This is a genomic window from Methylorubrum sp. POS3 (assembly GCF_043352485.1).
GTDB lineage: Bacteria > Pseudomonadota > Alphaproteobacteria > Rhizobiales > Beijerinckiaceae > Methylobacterium > Methylobacterium suomiense.
The window spans coordinates 886,839-904,783 of the sequence record NZ_JAPRBT010000001.1; the positions used below are offsets into that span (position 1 = coordinate 886,839).

Annotated in this window: 9 protein-coding genes and 1 pseudogene; 8 read left to right on the plus strand and 2 right to left on the minus strand. The window is 68.9% G+C overall.

Features of this window, described 5'->3' with window-relative positions; all coding sequences use genetic code 11:
- The 8 genes and pseudogenes from OWC43_RS04260 to OWC43_RS04295 all read left to right on the plus strand — a co-directional run.
- Positions 1-607: pseudogene (locus OWC43_RS04260) on the plus strand (1-deoxy-D-xylulose-5-phosphate synthase); the annotation flags it as partial.
- A gap of 310 nt (positions 608-917) precedes the next feature.
- A complete protein-coding gene (gene hpnA, locus OWC43_RS04265; protein WP_393955819.1) occupies positions 918-1,943 on the plus strand; it encodes a hopanoid-associated sugar epimerase in 1,026 nt (341 codons plus the stop codon).
- Entirely contained in the window at positions 1,940-2,830 is an 891-nt protein-coding gene (gene hpnC / locus OWC43_RS04270) for a squalene synthase HpnC (RefSeq protein ID WP_393955820.1), read from the plus strand. The genes hpnA and hpnC overlap by 4 nt, the downstream gene beginning before the upstream one ends.
- A complete protein-coding gene (hpnD, locus tag OWC43_RS04275; RefSeq protein WP_393955821.1) occupies positions 2,827-3,672 on the plus strand; it encodes a presqualene diphosphate synthase HpnD in 846 nt (281 codons plus the stop codon). Before hpnC ends, hpnD begins: the two co-directional genes overlap by 4 nt.
- The gene (gene hpnE / locus OWC43_RS04280; protein ID WP_393955822.1) at positions 3,672-4,973 is read left to right on the plus strand and encodes a hydroxysqualene dehydroxylase HpnE; all 1,302 of its coding nucleotides are present in this window, start codon (positions 3,672-3,674) and stop codon (positions 4,971-4,973) included. Before hpnD ends, hpnE begins: the two co-directional genes overlap by 1 nt.
- A gap of 43 nt (positions 4,974-5,016) precedes the next feature.
- Entirely contained in the window at positions 5,017-7,017 is a 2,001-nt protein-coding gene (gene shc / locus OWC43_RS04285; protein ID WP_137827938.1) for a squalene--hopene cyclase, read from the plus strand.
- Positions 7,018-7,201: 184 nt separating this feature from the next.
- Positions 7,202-7,873 (plus strand): spermidine synthase, encoded by a 672-nt coding sequence (locus OWC43_RS04290; RefSeq protein WP_393958488.1) that lies wholly within the window; start codon positions 7,202-7,204, stop codon positions 7,871-7,873.
- A 303-nt stretch (positions 7,874-8,176) separates the two neighbouring features.
- Positions 8,177-8,488, plus strand: a complete 312-nt coding sequence (locus OWC43_RS04295; RefSeq protein WP_393955823.1) for a hypothetical protein — start codon at positions 8,177-8,179, stop codon at positions 8,486-8,488.
- A gap of 13 nt (positions 8,489-8,501) precedes the next feature.
- On the opposite strand, the gene OWC43_RS04300 is transcribed toward OWC43_RS04295, so the two are convergent.
- Positions 8,502-9,875 carry an aminotransferase class I/II-fold pyridoxal phosphate-dependent enzyme gene (locus OWC43_RS04300; RefSeq protein ID WP_393955824.1) on the minus strand — a complete coding sequence of 458 codons (1,374 nt, stop codon included), beginning with the start codon at positions 9,873-9,875 and terminating at the stop codon, positions 8,502-8,504.
- On the minus strand, positions 9,872-17,317 hold the full coding sequence (locus OWC43_RS04305) for an SDR family NAD(P)-dependent oxidoreductase (protein ID WP_393955825.1): 7,446 nt from the start codon (positions 17,315-17,317) through the stop codon (positions 9,872-9,874). The genes OWC43_RS04300 and OWC43_RS04305 overlap by 4 nt, the downstream gene beginning before the upstream one ends.
- Positions 17,318-17,945: the final 628 nt, after the last annotated feature.

Genomic DNA, 17,945 nt, shown 5'->3' on the forward strand with positions numbered 1-17,945 from the left:
GTCCGTGACAGCGACCAGGGCCCGATCCTGCTGCACGTGGTGACGCAGAAGGGCAAGGGCTACGGCCCGGCCGAGGCCTCGGCCGACCGCTACCACGGCGTGGTCAAGTTCGACGTGCTGTCGGGCGTGCAGGCCAAGGCCAAGGCCAACGCCCCGGCCTATACCCGGGTGTTCGGCGAGAGCCTGATCAAGGCGGCCGATGCCGATCCGAAGGTGGTGGCGATCACCGCGGCGATGCCCGGGGGCACCGGCATCGACCTGTTCGGCCAGGCGCATCCGGACAAGACCTTCGACGTGGGCATCGCCGAGCAGCACGCGGTGACCTTCGCGGGCGGCCTGGCGACGGAGGGCTACAAGCCGTTCGTGGCGATCTACTCGACCTTCCTGCAGCGGGCCTACGATCAGGTGGTGCACGACGTGGCGCTGCAGAACCTGCCGGTGCGCTTCTGCCTGGACCGGGCCGGTCTGGTGGGGGCGGACGGGGCCACGCATGCGGGGGCGTTCGACCTGGCCTATCTGTGCTGCCTGCCGAACATGACGGTGATGGCGGCCTCCGACGAGGCCGAGCTGGTGCACATGGTGGCGACGGCGCATGCCCACGACGGACAGCTACCAGGACCACGACAAGCCGGAGAAGATGTACGCCGAGGCCGGCCTCGACGCCGAGGGCATCCTCAAGGCGGTGCGCGCCGCGTTGCCCGACCAGAAGAAGGGCAGCCGCACCGGTCGCCTGCGTCTGGCTTGAGCCGTTGATTACCGGCGCGGGCGCGGCGCTTGCCGCACCGCGCCATCGATGAGAGAAGCGCCGCACCGTCCTGAACCGCCGAATCGGCGATCGGGGCGGCAGCGGCGTTTCCGTTCGCCCGAATCCCCGCCGACCGGCGGGCCTGGGCTTCCCGGTCGATCACGCGAGAACCATGACAGAGCCGACACGAAGCGGCCCATTCGAGGCGGGGCCGGTGCTCATCACCGGCGCCAGCGGCTTTCTCGGAGCCGCCCTGGTGGACGTGTTCCGCGCCGCCGGCTTCCGCGTGCGCATCTCGGTGCGGGCCTCCTCGCCGCGCACCAACCTGACGTGGCCCGATGTCGAGATCGTCGAGGCCGACATGCGCGACCGGGCGGCGGTGGCATCCGCCATGCGCGGCCAGCGCTACCTCGTCCATGCGGCGGCGGATTACCGGCTCTGGGCGCCGGATATGGAAGAGATCGTCCGCACCAACCGCGACGGCACCCGCATTCTGATGGAAGAGGCGCTGAAGGCGGGCGTCGAGCGGATCGTCTACACGTCGAGCGTCGCGACCATCAAACCGCATGACGACGGCACGCCTGCCGACGAGACCCGCCCGCTGACGCCCGAGACCGCCATCGGCGCCTACAAGCGCAGCAAGGTCGTGGCCGAGCGCGTGGTCGAGGAGATGGTTCTGCGCGACGGCCTGCCTGCGGTGATCGTGAACCCCTCGACGCCGATCGGCCCCCGCGACGTGAAGCCGACGCCCACCGGGCGCATCATCCTCGATGCCGCCCAGGGCAAGATCCCCGCCTTCGTCGATACCGGCCTCAACCTCGCCCATGTGGACGACGTGGCCGCCGGCCATCTTCTGGCGCTTCGGAAAGGCCGTGTCGGCGAACGCTACATTCTCGGCGGCGAGGACGTGATGCTGGCGACGATGCTGGCCGACATTGCCGGCTTGGTCGGCCGCAAGGCCCCGATGACGCGGCTGCCCTACGCCGTGATCTATCCGATCGCGTTCATTTCCGAGCAGGTCGCCCGGCTGACCGGCAAAGCTCCGCTCGCGACCATCGACGGCGTGCGCATGTCGAAATACCGGATGTTCTTCTCCGACGCGAAGGCACGCTCCGAACTCGGCTACATGTCGCGGCCCTACCGCGACGGGCTGTCGGACGCGATTTCCTGGTTCCGGCAGGCGGGATACATGAAATGAGCGCCGGTCTTCAGACCGCCACCGATGCCCGTACGGGCAAGGGCCAGCACGACGAGAACTTTCCCGTCGCCTCGCACCTGATCCATCCGCGCAATCGCGGCGCGATCCTCGCGTTCTACAATTATGTCCGCGCCGGCGACGATGTTGCCGACCACACCGGATTGTCGCCGGAGCGCAAGATCGAGCTTCTCGACGCGCTCGCCGATGCGCTGACGGGCAAAGGCGGGTCCGATCCGTCGGTCGAGCCGCTCAAGCGCGAACTCGCCGCGCATGGCTTGCCGCCGACCCACGCCCTGGAACTCCTCGACGCGTTCCGGATGGATGCGCGCAAGAACCGCTACGCCGACTGGGATGAGCTGATCCACTACTGCCGCTACTCCGCGATGCCGGTCGGGCGCTTCGTGCTCGACGTGCATCGCGAGGATCCGGCGCGGGTCTGGAAGACCTCGGACGCGATCTGCGCGGCTCTCCAGATTCTCAATCACCTCCAGGATTGCGGCAAGGATTTTCGCAATCTCGACCGGGTCTACATTCCCCTCGACGTCATGGCGAAGCACGGCGCCGACCCGTCGATGCTGGGGCGGGACAAGGCGACGCCCGAATTGCTGGCCGTGATCCGGGAACTCGCTCAGCGCACCCTCGATCTGCTGGAGGAGGGCAAGCCGCTGCCCGGCCTGATCGACGACCTGCGCCTGAGCCTCGAAATCGCGGCGATCCACCGGCTCGCCGTCGTTCTGACCCGAGGCTTGCTCACCCGCGATCCGCTGTCGGAAAAGGTCCATCACGGCAAGGCCGGCTTCGCCCTCACCGCGCTCGGCGGTATCGCGGCGACGCTGGTACGCCGCCCCTTCCGGCCCCGCGCCGCCACCTCCGGAGCCGGCCGATGAGCGCCGTCGCGACCTCCATGCCGGCCGAAGCCGGGCCCGCTCTGCCGGCGGCCGGCTCCTCGTTCTACACGGCCATGCGCCTGCTGCCGAAGGAGCGGCGGGAAGCAATGTATGCCGTCTACGCCTTCTGCCGCGCCGTCGACGATGTTGCCGATGACGGCGGCCCCCGCGATCTCCGCGCCGCGGAATTGGACAGCTGGCGCGCCGATATCGACGCGCTCTATGCCGGCCACCCGCCAGACCGTGTCCGTCCGCTGGTCGAGCCGGTGCGCCGGTTCGGCCTGAAGCGCGACGACTTCATCGCCGTCATCGACGGCATGGCGATGGACGCCGCCGAGGACATCGTCGCCCCCACGGAAGCGAATCTGGATCTCTATTGCGATCGGGTGGCGAGCGCGGTCGGACGCCTCTCGGTGCGCATTTTCGGCATGCCGGAGGAGGCGGGCGTGAAGCTCGCGTGGCACCAGGGACGGGCGCTTCAGCTCACTAACATCCTGCGCGACATCGACGAGGATGCCGAGCGCGGCCGCCTCTACCTGCCGATGGAGAAGTTCCACAAGATCGGCTTGATGAACCCGACGCCGGAAAGCGCGCTTGCCCATCCCCGCCTCGGCGAGGTGTGCGAGGCCGTCGCCGCGGAGGCGCAGGAGCATTACCGTCAGACCTGGGCGGTGATCGCGCGGAGCCCCCGGCGCGCGACGAAAGCGGCCCGCCTGATGGCCGCGGCCTACCGGCTCTACCTCGACGCCGTGATGCGCCGTGGCTGGGCGCCCCCGCGCGAACGGGTGAAGCCGGGCAAGCTCTCCCTTCTCCTCGTCGCGCTGCGCCACGGGATCGTGTGATGACGGCTACGGTTCACGTCGTCGGGGCCGGGCTCGCCGGTCTGTCCGCCGCCGTCTCGCTCGCCGAGACCGGTGCCCATGTGGTGCTGCACGAAGCCGCCAAGCAGGCCGGCGGGCGCTGCCGGTCCTATTACGATCCGGCTTTGGGCCTGACGATCGACAACGGCAATCACCTGCTGCTGTCGGGCAACCGCTCGACGCTGGACTTCATGGCGCGCGTCGGCGCGCCGGCCGATGCGCTGACCGGTCCGGACGAGGCCGCCTTCCCCTTCGCGGATCTCCGCACCGGCGAGCGCTGGACGCTCCGCCCGAATCCCGGCCGTCTGCCCTGGTGGGTGTTGCGCGCCGGGCGCCGGGTGCCGGGAACGCGGGCCCGCGACTATCTCGCCCCGCTCTCGCTGATGATGGCGGCGTCGGGCAGTGCGCCGGGCAAGAGCGGCACGATCGGCGAGAAGATGTCCTGCGAGGGGCCGCTCTACGAGCGGCTCTGGCATCCAGTGCTGCTGGCCGCGCTCAACACCGAACCGCGCGAGAGCGATGTCGGACTCGCCGCCACGATCCTGCGCGAGACCCTCGGGGCGGGCGGACGTGCCTGCCGGCCCATGGTGGCGGTGGAGGGCCTGTCGGTCGCCTTCGTCGAGCCGGCTCTCCGCTTCCTCGCCGAGCGCGGTGCGGAGATTCGCTACGGGCGCCGCCTGCGCGGACTCACGCTGGCCCCTAGTCGGATCGAGCGCCTCGACTTCACCGACGAGCCGACGGTGATCGGCCCGAACGATTCGGTCGTTCTGGCCCTGCCGCCCTGGGTGACGGAGGATCTCCTCCCCGGCACACCGACACCGAAGACGTTCCGCTCCATCGTCAACGCGCATTTCGCGATTCGCCCGCCTGAGACGGCGCCGCTGCTGCTCGGCGTCGTCGGCGGTCTGACCGAGTGGCTGTTCGCCTATCCGGACCGGTTCTCGGTCACCATAAGTGGCGCCGATCGGCTGCTCGATGCACCCCGCGAGGAACTGGCTCGCCAGATCTGGCTTGAGATCGCGGAACTCAATGGGGTAGCACGGGAATTGCCCAGCTGGCAGATCGTTAAGGAGAAGCGGGCGACCTTCGCGGCCACGCCTGCGGAAGCCGCGCGGCGGCCCAGTGCCGCCACGCGCTTCCCGAATCTCGTTCTGGCGGGTGATTGGACGGAAACGGGTCTTCCCTCGACGATCGAGGGGGCGATCCGATCCGGAACGATGGCGGCGCAGGCGCTGTCCCGTAGCGGGATGTGCGGGCGGGCACAGGCACAGGGAGTTGCTTGAAGCAATGACGACGGCATCACGACAGTCCGACGAGGCGACGGCGATGCGCGAGGCAGCCGGCAAAGTTGAGCAGTTGCACCGTCCGAAGACGCGCGACGTCTCCCTCGCCGACGTGGAGCGCGGCGTGCAGGATGCCGCGCGCGCGCTGACGGCGATGACCCACGCCGATGGACATATCTGCTTCGAGTTGGAGGCGGATGCGACCATCCCCTCCGAGTACATCCTGTTCCACCAGTTCCGCGCCACCGAGCCGCGTCCCGGCCTGGAGGCCAAGATCGGCAATTACCTGCGCCGCACGCAGTCGAAGGCGCATGGCGGTTGGGCCTTGGTGCATGACGGACCGTTCGACATCAGCGCGACGGTCAAGGCCTACTTCGCCCTGAAGATGATCGGCGACGACATCGAGGCGTCGCATATGCGCGCGGCCCGCAAGGCCATCCTCCAGCGGGGGGGCGCCGCCAATGCCAACGTCTTCACCCGCATCCTGCTGGCCCTCTACGGCGAAGTGCCGTGGCGTGCCGTACCGGTGATGCCGGTGGAGGTGATGCACCTGCCGAAGTGGTTCCCGTTCCACCTCGACAAGGTCTCGTACTGGGCCCGCTGCACCATGGTGCCGCTGTTCGTGCTCCAGGCGAAGAAGCCGCGGGCCAGGAACCCCCGCGGGATCGGCGTCGCCGAGCTGTTCGTGACGCCGCCCGACTCGGTGCGGACCTGGCCCGGCTCGCCCCACGCCACGTGGCCATGGACGCCGATCTTCGGCGCGATCGACCGCGTGCTCCAGCAGACCCAGGACCGCTTCCCCAAAGGCATCCGTCAGCGCGCCATCGACAAGGCCGTGGCCTGGACCAGCGAGCGCCTGAACGGCGAGGATGGCCTCGGCGCGATCTTCCCGGCCATGGTCAACTCGGTGCTCATGTACGAGGTGTTGGGCTATTCGCCGGACCATCCGCAGGTGAAGATCGCCCTCGAGGCGATCGAGAAGCTCGTGGTCGAGAAGGACCATGAGGCCTACGTCCAGCCCTGCCTGTCCCCGGTCTGGGATACGGCGCTGAACAGCCATGCCATGCTGGAGGCAGGCGGCGCCCAGGCGGAGGCCAATGCCCGCGCCGGTCTCGACTGGCTCAAGCCGCTGCAGGTGCTCGACATCAAGGGCGATTGGGCCGCGACGAAGCCGAATGTCCGGCCCGGTGGCTGGGCCTTCCAGTACGCCAACCCGCATTATCCGGATCTCGACGACACCGCCGTCGTGGTGATGGCGATGGACCGCGCCATGCGCCAGCATGGACTGGTGAGCGGGATGCCGGACTATTCGAACGCCATCGCCCGCGCCCGCGAATGGGTCGAGGGGCTCCAGAGCGCCGATGGCGGCTGGGCGGCGTTCGACGCCGACAACAACCATCACTATCTCAACCACATCCCGTTCTCGGACCACGGTGCGCTGCTCGACCCGCCGACTGCGGATGTCACGGCCCGCGTCGTCTCGATGCTGTCGCAGCTCGGCGAGACCCGCGCGACCAGCCGCGCCCTCGATCGCGGCGTCACCTATCTGCTCAACGACCAGGAAAAGGACGGGAGCTGGTACGGCCGCTGGGGCATGAACTTCATCTACGGCACGTGGTCGGTGCTGTGCGCGCTGAATGCGGCCGGGGTCGATCCGCAGAGCCCCGAGATCCGCAAGGCCGTAGCGTGGCTGATCCGCATCCAGAACCCGGATGGCGGCTGGGGCGAGGATGCCTCGTCCTACAAGCTCAACCCCGAATTCGAGCCGGGCTATTCGACCGCGTCTCAGACCGCCTGGGCGCTGCTCGCCCTCATGGCGGCGGGTGAGGTCGACGATCCGGCCGTGGCAAGGGGCGTGAACTACCTGCTGCGCACGCAGGGCCAGGACGGTCTGTGGAGCGAGGAACGCTACACCGCGACGGGTTTCCCGCGGGTGTTCTACCTCCGCTATCACGGCTACCCGAAATTCTTCCCCCTCTGGGCCATGGCCCGCTTCCGCAATCTGAAGCGCGGCAACAGCCGGGAAGTGCAGTTCGGGATGTAACTCCGGAAATCCCTCCCCCTCATCGGGGGAGGGCGCCTCGCGGTTGCGAGGCGCGATCGGGGAGCAACGCGGCGGTGGCCTTGCTCCCGACCTCGATTGTACTGCCATCTCGAAGCCGCGCTTCCCCTCTCGTCCCCTCAGGGGCTCCTCTCCCCGATCAGGGAGAGATCAGGCAGTGCGTTTCATGATCCCCTGGGAACATCTCGACACCGCCCCGATCCCCGGCGAGACCGGCAGCCTGCGCCTGATGCGGCGTGGCGCGGAATTCTCGATTCAGCTCGACCGCAACGAACTCATGAACAGTCGGCTGTTCGGCTCGGAGGAGGCGCTGGCGCGCCTTGCCGCCGAGCGGATCGCGACGATTGCCGCACCGCGGGTGCTGATCGGCGGCTACGGCATGGGCTTCACGCTCCGCGCCGCCCTCGGCCATCTGCCGCTCAAAGCGGCGGTGACGGTCGCCGAGATCGTTCCGGCCGTCCTGGCCTGGGCACGCGGGCCGATGGCGGAATTGACCGGACCATGCCTGGACGACCCTCGGGTCGCCATCCGCGAGGCCGACGTGGCGGCGGTGATCGCCGAGCGGGGAAACGCCTACGACGCGATCCTTCTCGACGTCGATAACGGACCCGACGGCCTCACCCGCGTCGCCAACGACCGCCTCTACGATGCCGGCGGCCTGGCCGCCGCGCGCGCGGCCCTCCGCCCCGGCGGCTTACTGGCGGTCTGGTCGGCCCATCCCGACACGGCTTTCTCCCGGCGCCTCGGACAGGCAGGGTTTGCCGTCGAGGAAGTGGCGATCCGGGCACGGGGTAAGCGCGGGGCGCGGCACGTCATCTGGCTGGCCGGACGGCGCTGACAGCCAGATCAGGGCGAACGGCATGAAGCAATCGCAGGCGAGAGCGGCGAGGAGTTCATGCTGAATGACGAATACTGCGCGATTGCTCTGTACAAAGGTCGATGAAGAGGTCGCCCTTCCTCTCCGAACTTCGCCCAGAGATGGACCTTCTCTTCAAGTTTCAGTGACGGACCTCCGACAGCTTCTGTCATAAAACGGTGCCTCGCTCTTTCTCAGCGACTGCGCCATCTCTGTAGAAAGGCTGAGCGAAGGTCGCTGAGGGAGCGGGACCCGCATCGGCAGAAAACGCGTCGAGGGACGGGTATGTCCGTGCAGGTGGACGTTGCGGTGTCGAGCGCGGCCGGCATCGGGAGCGCGGTCGAAAGCCTCCGGTGGATCGGCGTTCTGCGCGTCGCCGGTGCGGCGCTCGTCGCTTTAGGTGTCGGCCTCGAATTGATCGGCGAGGTGCTTGGCCATCCCTCGGAGCAGGCGCTGCGAGCGGCGCGCGAAACGGAGATCGCCGGCCTCGCCGCCCAGGTCGAAGAGTTGCGGCGCATGGCGCCGAAGCTGTCCGCGTCCTGCGCGATCGCTCCAGCGTCGGATCCGATCCAGGCGTGCCCGCTGCCGGAGGAATGAGACGACGGAGAGCTCAAGCCCCCCGTCGCGCCATCAGCTGCTCGATCAGGGTGGCGCCTGTCTCCAGCGCCGCCAGCTCATCGGCGACCGCGGCGACGGTCTCGGCGATCTGCTCGGGTGTATGCTCCGAGGTCATGAAGAAGCGCAGGCGCGAGGATCGCTCCGGCACCGCCGGGTGGATGATCGGCTGCACGTTGATGCCGCGCTTGAACAGGCGGTCGGACAACGTCACGGCTTTCAGCGAATCCCCGACGATCACCGGAATCACGGCGAGCCCCAGGCTCGTACCGGTGTTGAGTCCGCGCTTCTTGGCCCCCGCCAGGAAGAGGTTGCCGTTGCGGCGAAGACGCTCGACCCGCTCCGGCTCGGCATGCAGCGCGGAGAGCGCAGCCTCGGCGGCGGCGGCCAGCGGCGGGGACATGCCGACGCTGTAGAGAAAACCGCCCGCCGTGCATTTCAGGTACTCGACGAGCACCGCCGGCCCGCAGACATAGCCGCCGCAGGACGAGAGCGTCTTCGAGAGCGTGCCCATCCAGATGTCGATATCGGCCGCGTCCACCCCGCAATGCTCATGCAGGCCCGCACCCGTGCAGCCGAGCACGCCGAGGCCGTGGGCGTCGTCCACCATCAGCCAGCAATCGTAGCGGCGCTTCAACTCGACGAAGGCGGCCAGATCCGGCGCGTCGCCGTCCATGCTGTAGAGGCCCTCGATCACGATCAGCGCCCGACGATGCTCGTGGCGCGTCGCCTCCAAGAGCTTTTCGAGCGCGGCCGGATCGTTATGGGCGAAGGAGCGGCGCTGCGCGCCCGAGAGCTGGGCGCCCGTCACCACGCTGTTGTGGATCAAGGCATCGTGGAAGATCACGTCCGCCGGCTCCAGGATGGCGCCGATGGTGGTGACGTTGGTGGCGTGACCGCTCACCATGACGACGCAGGCTTCCGTCTCGTAATGCGAGGCCAGCGCCTGTTCGAGCTTCAGGTGCACCGGCCGCTCGCCGGCCACCAGACGACTGGCGGAGGCGGAGGTGCCGTAGGTCTCGATCGCCTTCCGCGCCGCTCCGCTCACCGCCGGGTGACCGTTGAGGCCCAGGTAGTCGTAGGACGAGTAATTGGCGAAGGTCTTGCCCTCGATGCGCGTGGTCGCCGCCGCACGGGATTCGTGGACCCGGAAGAACGGATTGTTGAGGCCGATCAGGTCGGCGGCCGAGCGCTGGAGCCGGAGTTCGCGGTAGCCCGTCAGCTTTTCGAAGCTCTGATTCTCGGACTGGACGGGCTTGCGGGTTTCCGTCGCCGGTTCGGGCCGGGCCGCGTTGGCACGCCCGAGTCGGTTGGTGACGAAGCTCGCGAGAGCGGCACGGCTGTCCTGCGGACGTGACGGCTGGGTCATGGCAGGATCTCTTTGATTTCCGCGACGTTCTGCTCGACGAGTTCGTTGAACGGCACCAGCGTCGCCGCGTCGAGGTTGCTGACATGCTTCGAGGAGAGGCTCAGCGTCACACCCGCCGCCTCGTCGACCGGCGCGGCGACCGCCTGGATCAGTGTCTCGGTCAACTCGTTGACGGTCAAGCCGGACGAGATGCCTGCGGGTGGCGCGTCGAGGGCGAAGCGCTCCTGCAAGCTGGCGCCCAGTTCGACGCCCATCAGTGAATCGAGACCGATCTCGGAGAGTTGGCGGACGCGGCTGATATCGTCCTTGGGCAGGCGCAGGATGCGGGCAATATCCTCGACGATGGCATCGGCCACCACCTTGCGGACCGCGTCGATGTCCTGCGCGCGCAACAGGGCGCCGATATTGATCGTCGTGACCGCACCGGATTCTGCCTGCTGATCGGTGCCGAGGCTGCCGTAGCTCGGCGAGCGCAGGGTGGCGAGACGTTCGCGCGCCTTGCCCCAATGCATGGCCGCGATGGCGATCACGCCCTCGTCCGCATCGGTCCCCTGAGCCTCCAGCGCCTCGGCCATGAGGTCGAGGCAGCGGCGCGCCTCCATGGGCGTGACGCCGACGCGGGACGCCAGCGTGTCCATCACGCCCTTGTTGCGAGCGAGCACGCCGACATCGCCGATGGCGCCCCAGGCGACCGCGAGCGCGGGGAGACCCGCCCGGCGCCGCTGACGGGCCAAGCCTTCCATGAAGCCGTTGGCCGCGACGTAGCTGCCCTGACCGGGATTGCCGATGAAGGTCGTCGCCGAGGAGAACAGCACGAAGTAGTCGAGCGCGCGGTCCCGGGTCGCGGCGTCGAGATGGGTCGCGCCGATCACCTTGGGGGCGATCACCGCATCGAGGGTGTCGGGCTCGATGGCCGCGATCAGGCCGTCCTGCAGGACCATCGCGCCGTGGATCACGCCTGACAGCTTGTCGCCCTCGGCCTCGATGCCCTGGATCAGGGCATCGACCGACCTGCGGCTGGCGATGTCGCAGGCCTTCGTCTCGACGCGCACGCCGCGGGCGGTGAGCTCGGCGATGACCTCCCGTCCCTCCGCGCTCGGCACGCCGGAACGGCCGACCAGCAGGATGCGCTGGGCGCCGCGATCCGCGAGCCAGCGGGCCGCCTCAATGCCGAAACCGCCGAGACCGCCGGTGACGAGATGGACACCGTCCGGATTCACCGTGAAGGCTTGGTGCTGGAGGCGAGCGACGCTGCCGGGGGCGGGCGGCGTGACGACGATCTTTCCGACATGCCCCGATTGCTGCATGAGCCGGAACGCGTCCGACGTCTCTTCGGCGGCGAAGGGCTGATAGGGCAGGGGGCGCAAGCCACCATCGGCGAACAGCGCCATGACCTCGCGGAACATCCGCGCGCCGTCCTCGCCCTGGTGCTGGATGACCTGATCGAGATCGACGCCGAAATAGGACAGGTTCCGGCGGAACGGCCGGAGGCCGATATGGGTGTTGGCGACGTAGTCGCGCTTGCCCAATTCCACGAAGCGTCCGAACGGCCGTAGGCAGTTGAGCGAGCGCTCCATCATCTCGCCGAACAGCGAGTTGAGCACCACGTCGACACCGTCGCCGGTGATGCGGCGCACGTCGTCCACGAAGGCGAGCGAGCGGGAATCGAGCACGTGCTCGGCGCCCAAAGCTTCGACCAGCGCGCGCTTTTCCCGCGAGCCGGCGGTGGCGATGACGCGGGCGCCCCTCCACTTGGCGATCTGGAGCGCGGCGAGACCCACGCCTCCGGCGCCGCCATGGACGAGCAGCCACTCGCCCTTGCGCAGGCGGGCGCAGGTGCAGAGCGCGTAATAGGCGGTGAGGAAGGCGACCGGCACGGTGGCGGCGGCCGAAGGGTCGAGACCCTCGGGCATCGGCGCGACGACCATCTCGGGCACGACCACATGGGTGGCGAAGCCCGATTGCGCGAAGGCGACGACCGCATCGCCCACCTTGAAGTCGACCACGCCGGCACCGATCGCGGTGACCCGGCCGGACACTTCGAGACCGAGCCGCGGACCGGCGAAACCATCCTCCAGGATCTCCTCCGGGAGCATGGAGAGCGCCCAAAGCACGTCGCGGAAGTTGAGGCCGGTGGCCGCCACCGCGATCTCGACCGCGCCGGGGCCGGGCGCAACGCGCTCGGCCGGACCCCAGACCATCTCGTTGAGGCCGCCGGTGTTCGATCGCTCCAGCCGGGCTGCCGGGGCCGGATCGCCGCCCAACCGCGCCGAGCGGCCGGAATGGAAGCGGACCACGCGGGTGGCGTCGGCATCGAGGACGATCTCGGTCTCGGGCGTGCCCGAGAGGATCAATGCGCGCAGCCGCTCCGCCGCGAGCTTCGACGATAGGGCCGGGGCCAGATCGACCCGGCGAATGTCGAGATTCGCCGCTTCGTTGGCGAGGGTGCGGCTGAAGGCCCAAACGCCGGCCTCGACGGCGGCGGCCTCGCCACCCGCGTCGCGGGTCGCGCCGGGGGCGATCACCCAGAGACGGGTCTGGCGGTTGCCGAGATGCTCGGCGCAGCGCTTGAGGCTGAGGCACCGATTGCGCAGGCGCGCGGCGGTCTCCCCGTCAGGCGCGTGTTCCTCTCCGGTGAAGGCACCGGCCAGGAACACCACGGTGTCGGGGGTTTCACGCTCCAGTTCCAGCAGCGATTGCTCGGAATCGAGGATGATCGAGACATGGACGCCGCTCGCGATCAGCAAAGTCGCCAGCGAGGAGGCGGTTTCGGCGCCGAAGGCATCGTCCGAGCCGACGACGAAGGCGAAGCTCTGACCATGGCCGGAGATCGGGCGGGCCGGGGCCTCGGCGACGAGCAGCAGGTCGCCGCCATTGGCCGAGATGGCCCGGTCGGCCGAGACGCGCACGAGGCCGGTCGCGCTGAGCGTCCGCTGCCATCCCGCGACATCCGGAAGCCGCGAGAGCGGCTGGTCGGGCACGACTTCGCTGAACCAGTCCGGGCGCAATCCGAAGACGAGGTCGCGGAACAGCGAGGCGCCGGGCTCGACGGCGATCAGAAGACCGCCGGTGGCCAGCGAAGCACCGATCCGGGTGGGCAGGTTCGGCTCGGCCCGGTGAAGGACATCGCTCGCGAGCACCAGATCGAAGGCGTTGGCCGGCAGATCGTCGGCCGCCTCGGTCACGCTGACCCGAGCGGGGAGGCCGAGCCGCGCCCGTTCGGCCAAGCGGCGATCGGTTTCGAGCACAGTGAGCGACGCACCGGTCTCGCGCGCGAACGCAGCCGCACGGGCCGAGAGCGGGCCGAAGCCGACTTGCAGGATGCGCAGGGCACGATCCTGGGGCAGGCGCTCGCGACTGCGCTCGACGATCTCGGCGACGGCGGCCGCGCTGGCACGGGCGGTCGCGCTGCGCAGGTGGAAGGCATCGAGGGCGGCGGGCGGCAGGCTCGCCGTGGCGATCGTCTCACCCGCAAGCAGGCGCGAGACGAGGGCGGTGGTGTCGGCCAGCAGCACCAGCTCAGCGGAGAGCTCCGGGTGGTCCGACGCGATCCAACGCATCGTCTCTTCCGGGGCGGGCAAGGTCACGTCCCGGCGCAGGTGCCAGGTTCCGCCCTCGCGACCGCGCGCCTCGTGGGTCGCAAGTCCGCTGCTCTCCAACGCGTAGAGGGCGTTCACCGCCCACGGCCGCAAGACCGGAGGCAGCCGCGGGTCGGCGAGATCGATCGTGCCGTTGCGACTCAGTCCTCCCGCGAGACGGTAGGCGAGCGCCGTCGCCCAGCCCTCCAGCAGCAGATGGCCCGGACCGAGCTCGGCATCGTTCGGGGCGGTCGCCGCCGCGAGGGCGGGGCGCAGACGATCGCCGAAGGCTGGTCGCCGTTCCAGCGGCAGGGCCGTCGGCTCGGTGGCCAGTTCGCGCGTTTGGGTGATGGCGAACGCATCGAGATCGCTTCCGCCCTTGGCCCGCAGCGCCTGGAACCGGCCCTCGCGGATGGTGGCGATCACTTCGCCCTCGGCGTCGAGGAGCGTGAAGTCGGCCAGGATCGAGCGTTCGTTGCAGCGACGGGTCCGGATCTCCGCCCGCGCGATCACGGCGCCCGGCCGCAGCAGGCGGATCTCGCCGAAGCGCACGGGTACATACGCCTTGGTGGCGCTCTCACCCATCAACTCGGCGAAGAGCAGGATCAGTCCGTGGAAGCACGAATCGAGGCGGGACGGCACGAGGCCGTAGCGCGCATCCAATTCTGCCGGGAGCAGTTCCGAGACGATGGTGGTCTCGTCGATCCGCGCGGAAGCCGCGACCTGCCGGAAGCTTTCGCCGAAGCCGAGTCCTGAGGCGAGGGCCCGGCGGTAGAGGTCTTCGCCCGGAATCGCGTGATCGGTGGGGAGGCTCACCTCCCGTGCCGTGGGCGCCGGAAAATCGCCCTCGATGATCTTCGCGGAGGCGTGAAGTTGCCAGGCGGCCTGGGTCAGGCGCGGCCGACTGAGGATCTGGATCTGGTGACCGGCGAGGCGCACCAGCACCTCGCGCAGGGCCTCCTCGGCGAACACCATGGGGGCCACGATCTCGACATCGGCGAGCGTTGCGATGTCCGAGCGCAGCGCTTCGCGGGCGACGTGAAGCGCCATCTCGACGAAGGCCGCACCTGGCAGGATCACCTGCCCGTCGATCACGTGGTCGTCGAGCTCGGGCACGAGCGCCGGATCGAGATGGCCATGCCATTCGAGCCCATCGGACGAGCTGCGGGCGCCGACCAGCGGATGCCAGGGGCGCGGCACCACCGCACCCACCACCTCGGCCGTCTCGGACAGCCGGAAGCTGCGGCGCTGCCACGGGTAGAGCGGCAGGCTGACGCTTCCCGCCGGATCGTCGCCGAACAGGACGGTTTCATCGACGCGTGCACCCGCCACGAGGGCGCCGGCGACCGCCTTGGCGATCGGGTCGCCGCCCACGGGCTTGCGGTGCAGCACGCCGACGGACGCGACCTCGATGCCCAGCGGCTCCACGGCGTCGCCGATATGCGGCAACAACGTCGCGCGCGGGCCGACTTCGACGAAGACACGCGCGCCCTGGCGCGTCGCCTCCTGCAGGGCGTCGCAGAAGCGCACTGGCTCACGGATATTGCGCCACCAGTAGCCGGCGCCGAAGCGAGCCCCGGGCAGCACCGTGCCGGTCACCGTCGAGACCATGGCGGTGTGCCCGGCCGATGCCGTCAGCCCGTCGAGGTCGCGCAGGAGCGGACGCTCGGTCGGGTCCATCAACCGACCATGGAACGGGTATTCGAGGTCGAGCTTGCGCCCGCGGCGACGCTTGCGCGTCAGCGCCTTCATGGCCGCCTCGATTGCGGCCTCGGGGCCGGCGACGGTGATCGCTTTCGGGCTGTTATAGGCGGCGATGTCGAGGGTGGGGTACTCGGCGAGGAACGTCTCCATCTCCTCGACCGGGCCGAGCAGCACCGCCATGGTGCCGAAGCCCCGCGTCGTCTCCTGGTGCTTGCTGCGGAAGAAGATGACCCGGACGGCCTGCTCGAGGCTGAGGATGCCGGCGGCTTCCGCCGCGGCGATCTCGCCGACGCTGTGGCCGAGGACGAAATTCGGCGTCAGGCCTTTCGCGCGCAGAGCCGCGGTCGAGGCGCTCTGAATGGCGAAGATCAGCGGCTGCGAGACCCGCGTCAGCGACAGGCGCTGGTCGAGGTCGGCGGCGAACATCGCTTCCTTGAGCGACCAGCCGGACAGGGGCTCGAAGAGCGCATCGGTGCGATCGAAGCGTTCGCGGAACGTCGCGTTGCCGTCATAGGCCTCGCGGCCCATGCCGACCCATTGGCTGCCATTGCCCGAATAGACGAAGGCGACATCGGCGGCGCGCTCGACCGCCTGCCCGACGACCGCCGCGTCGTCCTCCTCACCCTCGGCATGGGTGCGCAAGGCCGCGGCGAGGTCGAGACCGGTCCCGAGCGGCGCGGCCAGACGGAAGGGAAGGCGCTCCCGGCGGTGAGCGGCGGCCGCGGCGACGCGGGCGATCTCCTCGGGGGAGGTGGAGTCGAGACGCGCGGCATAATCCGCGGCGAGATCGTTCAGCGCCGCCCGGCTCTGGGCGGAAATCAGCAGGATTTCCGGCGCATGGCCTGTCGCGGCCGGAACCGCCGAAGCCGTCGCCGCGCGGGCCGGGTCGGTCAGGACCACGTGGGCATTGGTACCGCCGAAGCCGAACGAGTTGACGCCGGCGAAGCGCTCGGTGCCGCGCGACAGCGTCAGCGGCGTGCGATTGACCGCGAGGTTCAGGGTTTCGAACGGGATGTCGGGATTCAGCTCGGACGCGTGGAGCGAGGCGGGGAACAGGTCGTGCTCCAGGGCGAGGCTCGCCTTGAGCAGGCCGGCGAGACCCGAGACCGGCTCGGTATGGCCGATATTGGTCTTGATCGAACCGATCGGCAGCGGCGCCTGCCGCTTCTTGCCGAGCATGCCGCCGATGGCGCTCGCCTCGATCGGATCGCCGACCGGCGTGCCCGTGCCGTGCGCCTCGACGAAGGCGACGCGATCCGGATCGATGGCGGCATCGCGATAGACCTGCTGCAGCAAGGCGCCCTGGGCGCTGCCGGACGGCAGGGTGATTCCGGTGGTGCGTCCGTCCGAGTTGACGCCGCTCGCCGCGATGACCCCGTGCACGATCCGTCCGCCGCGGGCGGCGGCTTCGGCCGATTGAAGGATCAGGACGACGCCGCCCTCGGCCCGCACATAGCCATCGGCATTGGCCGAGAAGGCTTGGCACAGGCCGGTGCGCGAGAGCATCTGCGCATTGGAGAAGGAGATGAAGTTGAACGGGCTGACCAGCAGGCTCGCGCCCGCCACCACCGCGGTATCGACCTGACCGGCCTCGATCGCCGTGATCGCGGCGTTGAGCGCCACGAGCGAGGACGAACAGGCGGTATCGAGCGTGAAGCTCGGGCCTTTCAGGTCGAAGATGTAGGAGATGCGGTTCGAGATGATCGAGAGCGTGTTGCCGGTCGCCGCGTAAGCGTCGCTGGAGGCCGGATCGAGGACGCGCAGGTTGCCGTAATCGAGGGAGGAGGCGCCGACGAACACGCCGATATCCGAGCCCGCGACCGCGGACGGGCGCAGGCCCGCATCCTCAAGGGCTTCCCAGGTCAGCTCCAGCAGCAGGCGCTGCTGCGGATCCATCTGCTCGGCCTCGCGGGGCGAGATGCCGAACACGCCGGGGTCGAACGACCAGATGTCGTCGAGAATGCCCGCCGCCCAGGTGTAGCTCTTGCCGCGCTCCTGCGCCCGCGGATGCGCGTAGGCCGGGAGCGACCAGCGATCTTCGGGAATCCGGGAGACGGCACAGCGGCCCTCGGTCAGAAGCTGCCACAGACCCTCGATGCTCGACGCTCCGGGGAGGCGGCAAGCGCGGCCGACGATCGCGATGTTTTTGCGGTGAGTCACGTCGATCCGTTACGCTCGTGATTCCGGTGCGGGCCCCAACCTCGGGTCGACCGCAGAGCCGAAGCTCTAGTACGGTCCCCAGGCTGCTCCAACCCGCGCGGTCGCCACCACCCCCTTAATCCACGAGATGGGGAGAATGTGTGGCGCGTATTCATCAATCGATGGCTGGGTGTATGTCGCACAGGGATTCGTCAGGACTGGCAAAGGATCACCTTGGCCGTCGCAGTGTGATCAAGTTTGGCGACGTTCACCGATAGACTGACCACAAGACTTCGAACAATTGTGCGCGCCGAACGACAAGCACGCTTCCGTCGCTCTGCCGATGTAGCTGGAGCTCGAAGACGCCGCTCAAGTCATTGCTTGCCTACCGAATTCATACTGCATTGCAAAACTGGCGATCATGCGCCGCCAAGTTGTGTGCACGGCGATCGCTTGCCCATTCCGGAATCGTTCTAAGCAACATCAATGCCAGCTGTCGCAGCGATCGGACGCGGCTGCGGGCATGTGGCAATGCCCGAGCTGATACCGGTCCCGTTGTGTCCGTCGCTGATCGGCACGGGCATTCCCGGATAAGTTGTGCAAGCTCCGGTCAAGCGAGGACACGTATCGACCGTCGACCTCACGTGGA

Bases quoted from the DNA above. Each gene is read 5' to 3' on its own strand.
- OWC43_RS04295 (WP_393955823.1), top strand. From the start codon at position 8,177: ATGTCCGTGCAGGTGGACGTTGCGGTGTCGAGCGCGGCCGGCATCGGG.
- hpnC (WP_393955820.1), top strand. From the start codon at position 1,940: ATGAGCGCCGGTCTTCAGACCGCCACCGATGCCCGTACGGGCAAGGGC.
- OWC43_RS04290 (WP_393958488.1), top strand. From the start codon at position 7,202: ATGATCCCCTGGGAACATCTCGACACCGCCCCGATCCCCGGCGAGACC.
- hpnA (WP_393955819.1), top strand. From the start codon at position 918: ATGACAGAGCCGACACGAAGCGGCCCATTCGAGGCGGGGCCGGTGCTC.
- hpnD (WP_393955821.1), top strand. From the start codon at position 2,827: ATGAGCGCCGTCGCGACCTCCATGCCGGCCGAAGCCGGGCCCGCTCTG.
- OWC43_RS04300 (WP_393955824.1), bottom strand. From the start codon at position 9,875: ATGACCCAGCCGTCACGTCCGCAGGACAGCCGTGCCGCTCTCGCGAGC.
- hpnE (WP_393955822.1), top strand. From the start codon at position 3,672: ATGACGGCTACGGTTCACGTCGTCGGGGCCGGGCTCGCCGGTCTGTCC.
- shc (WP_137827938.1), top strand. From the start codon at position 5,017: ATGCGCGAGGCAGCCGGCAAAGTTGAGCAGTTGCACCGTCCGAAGACG.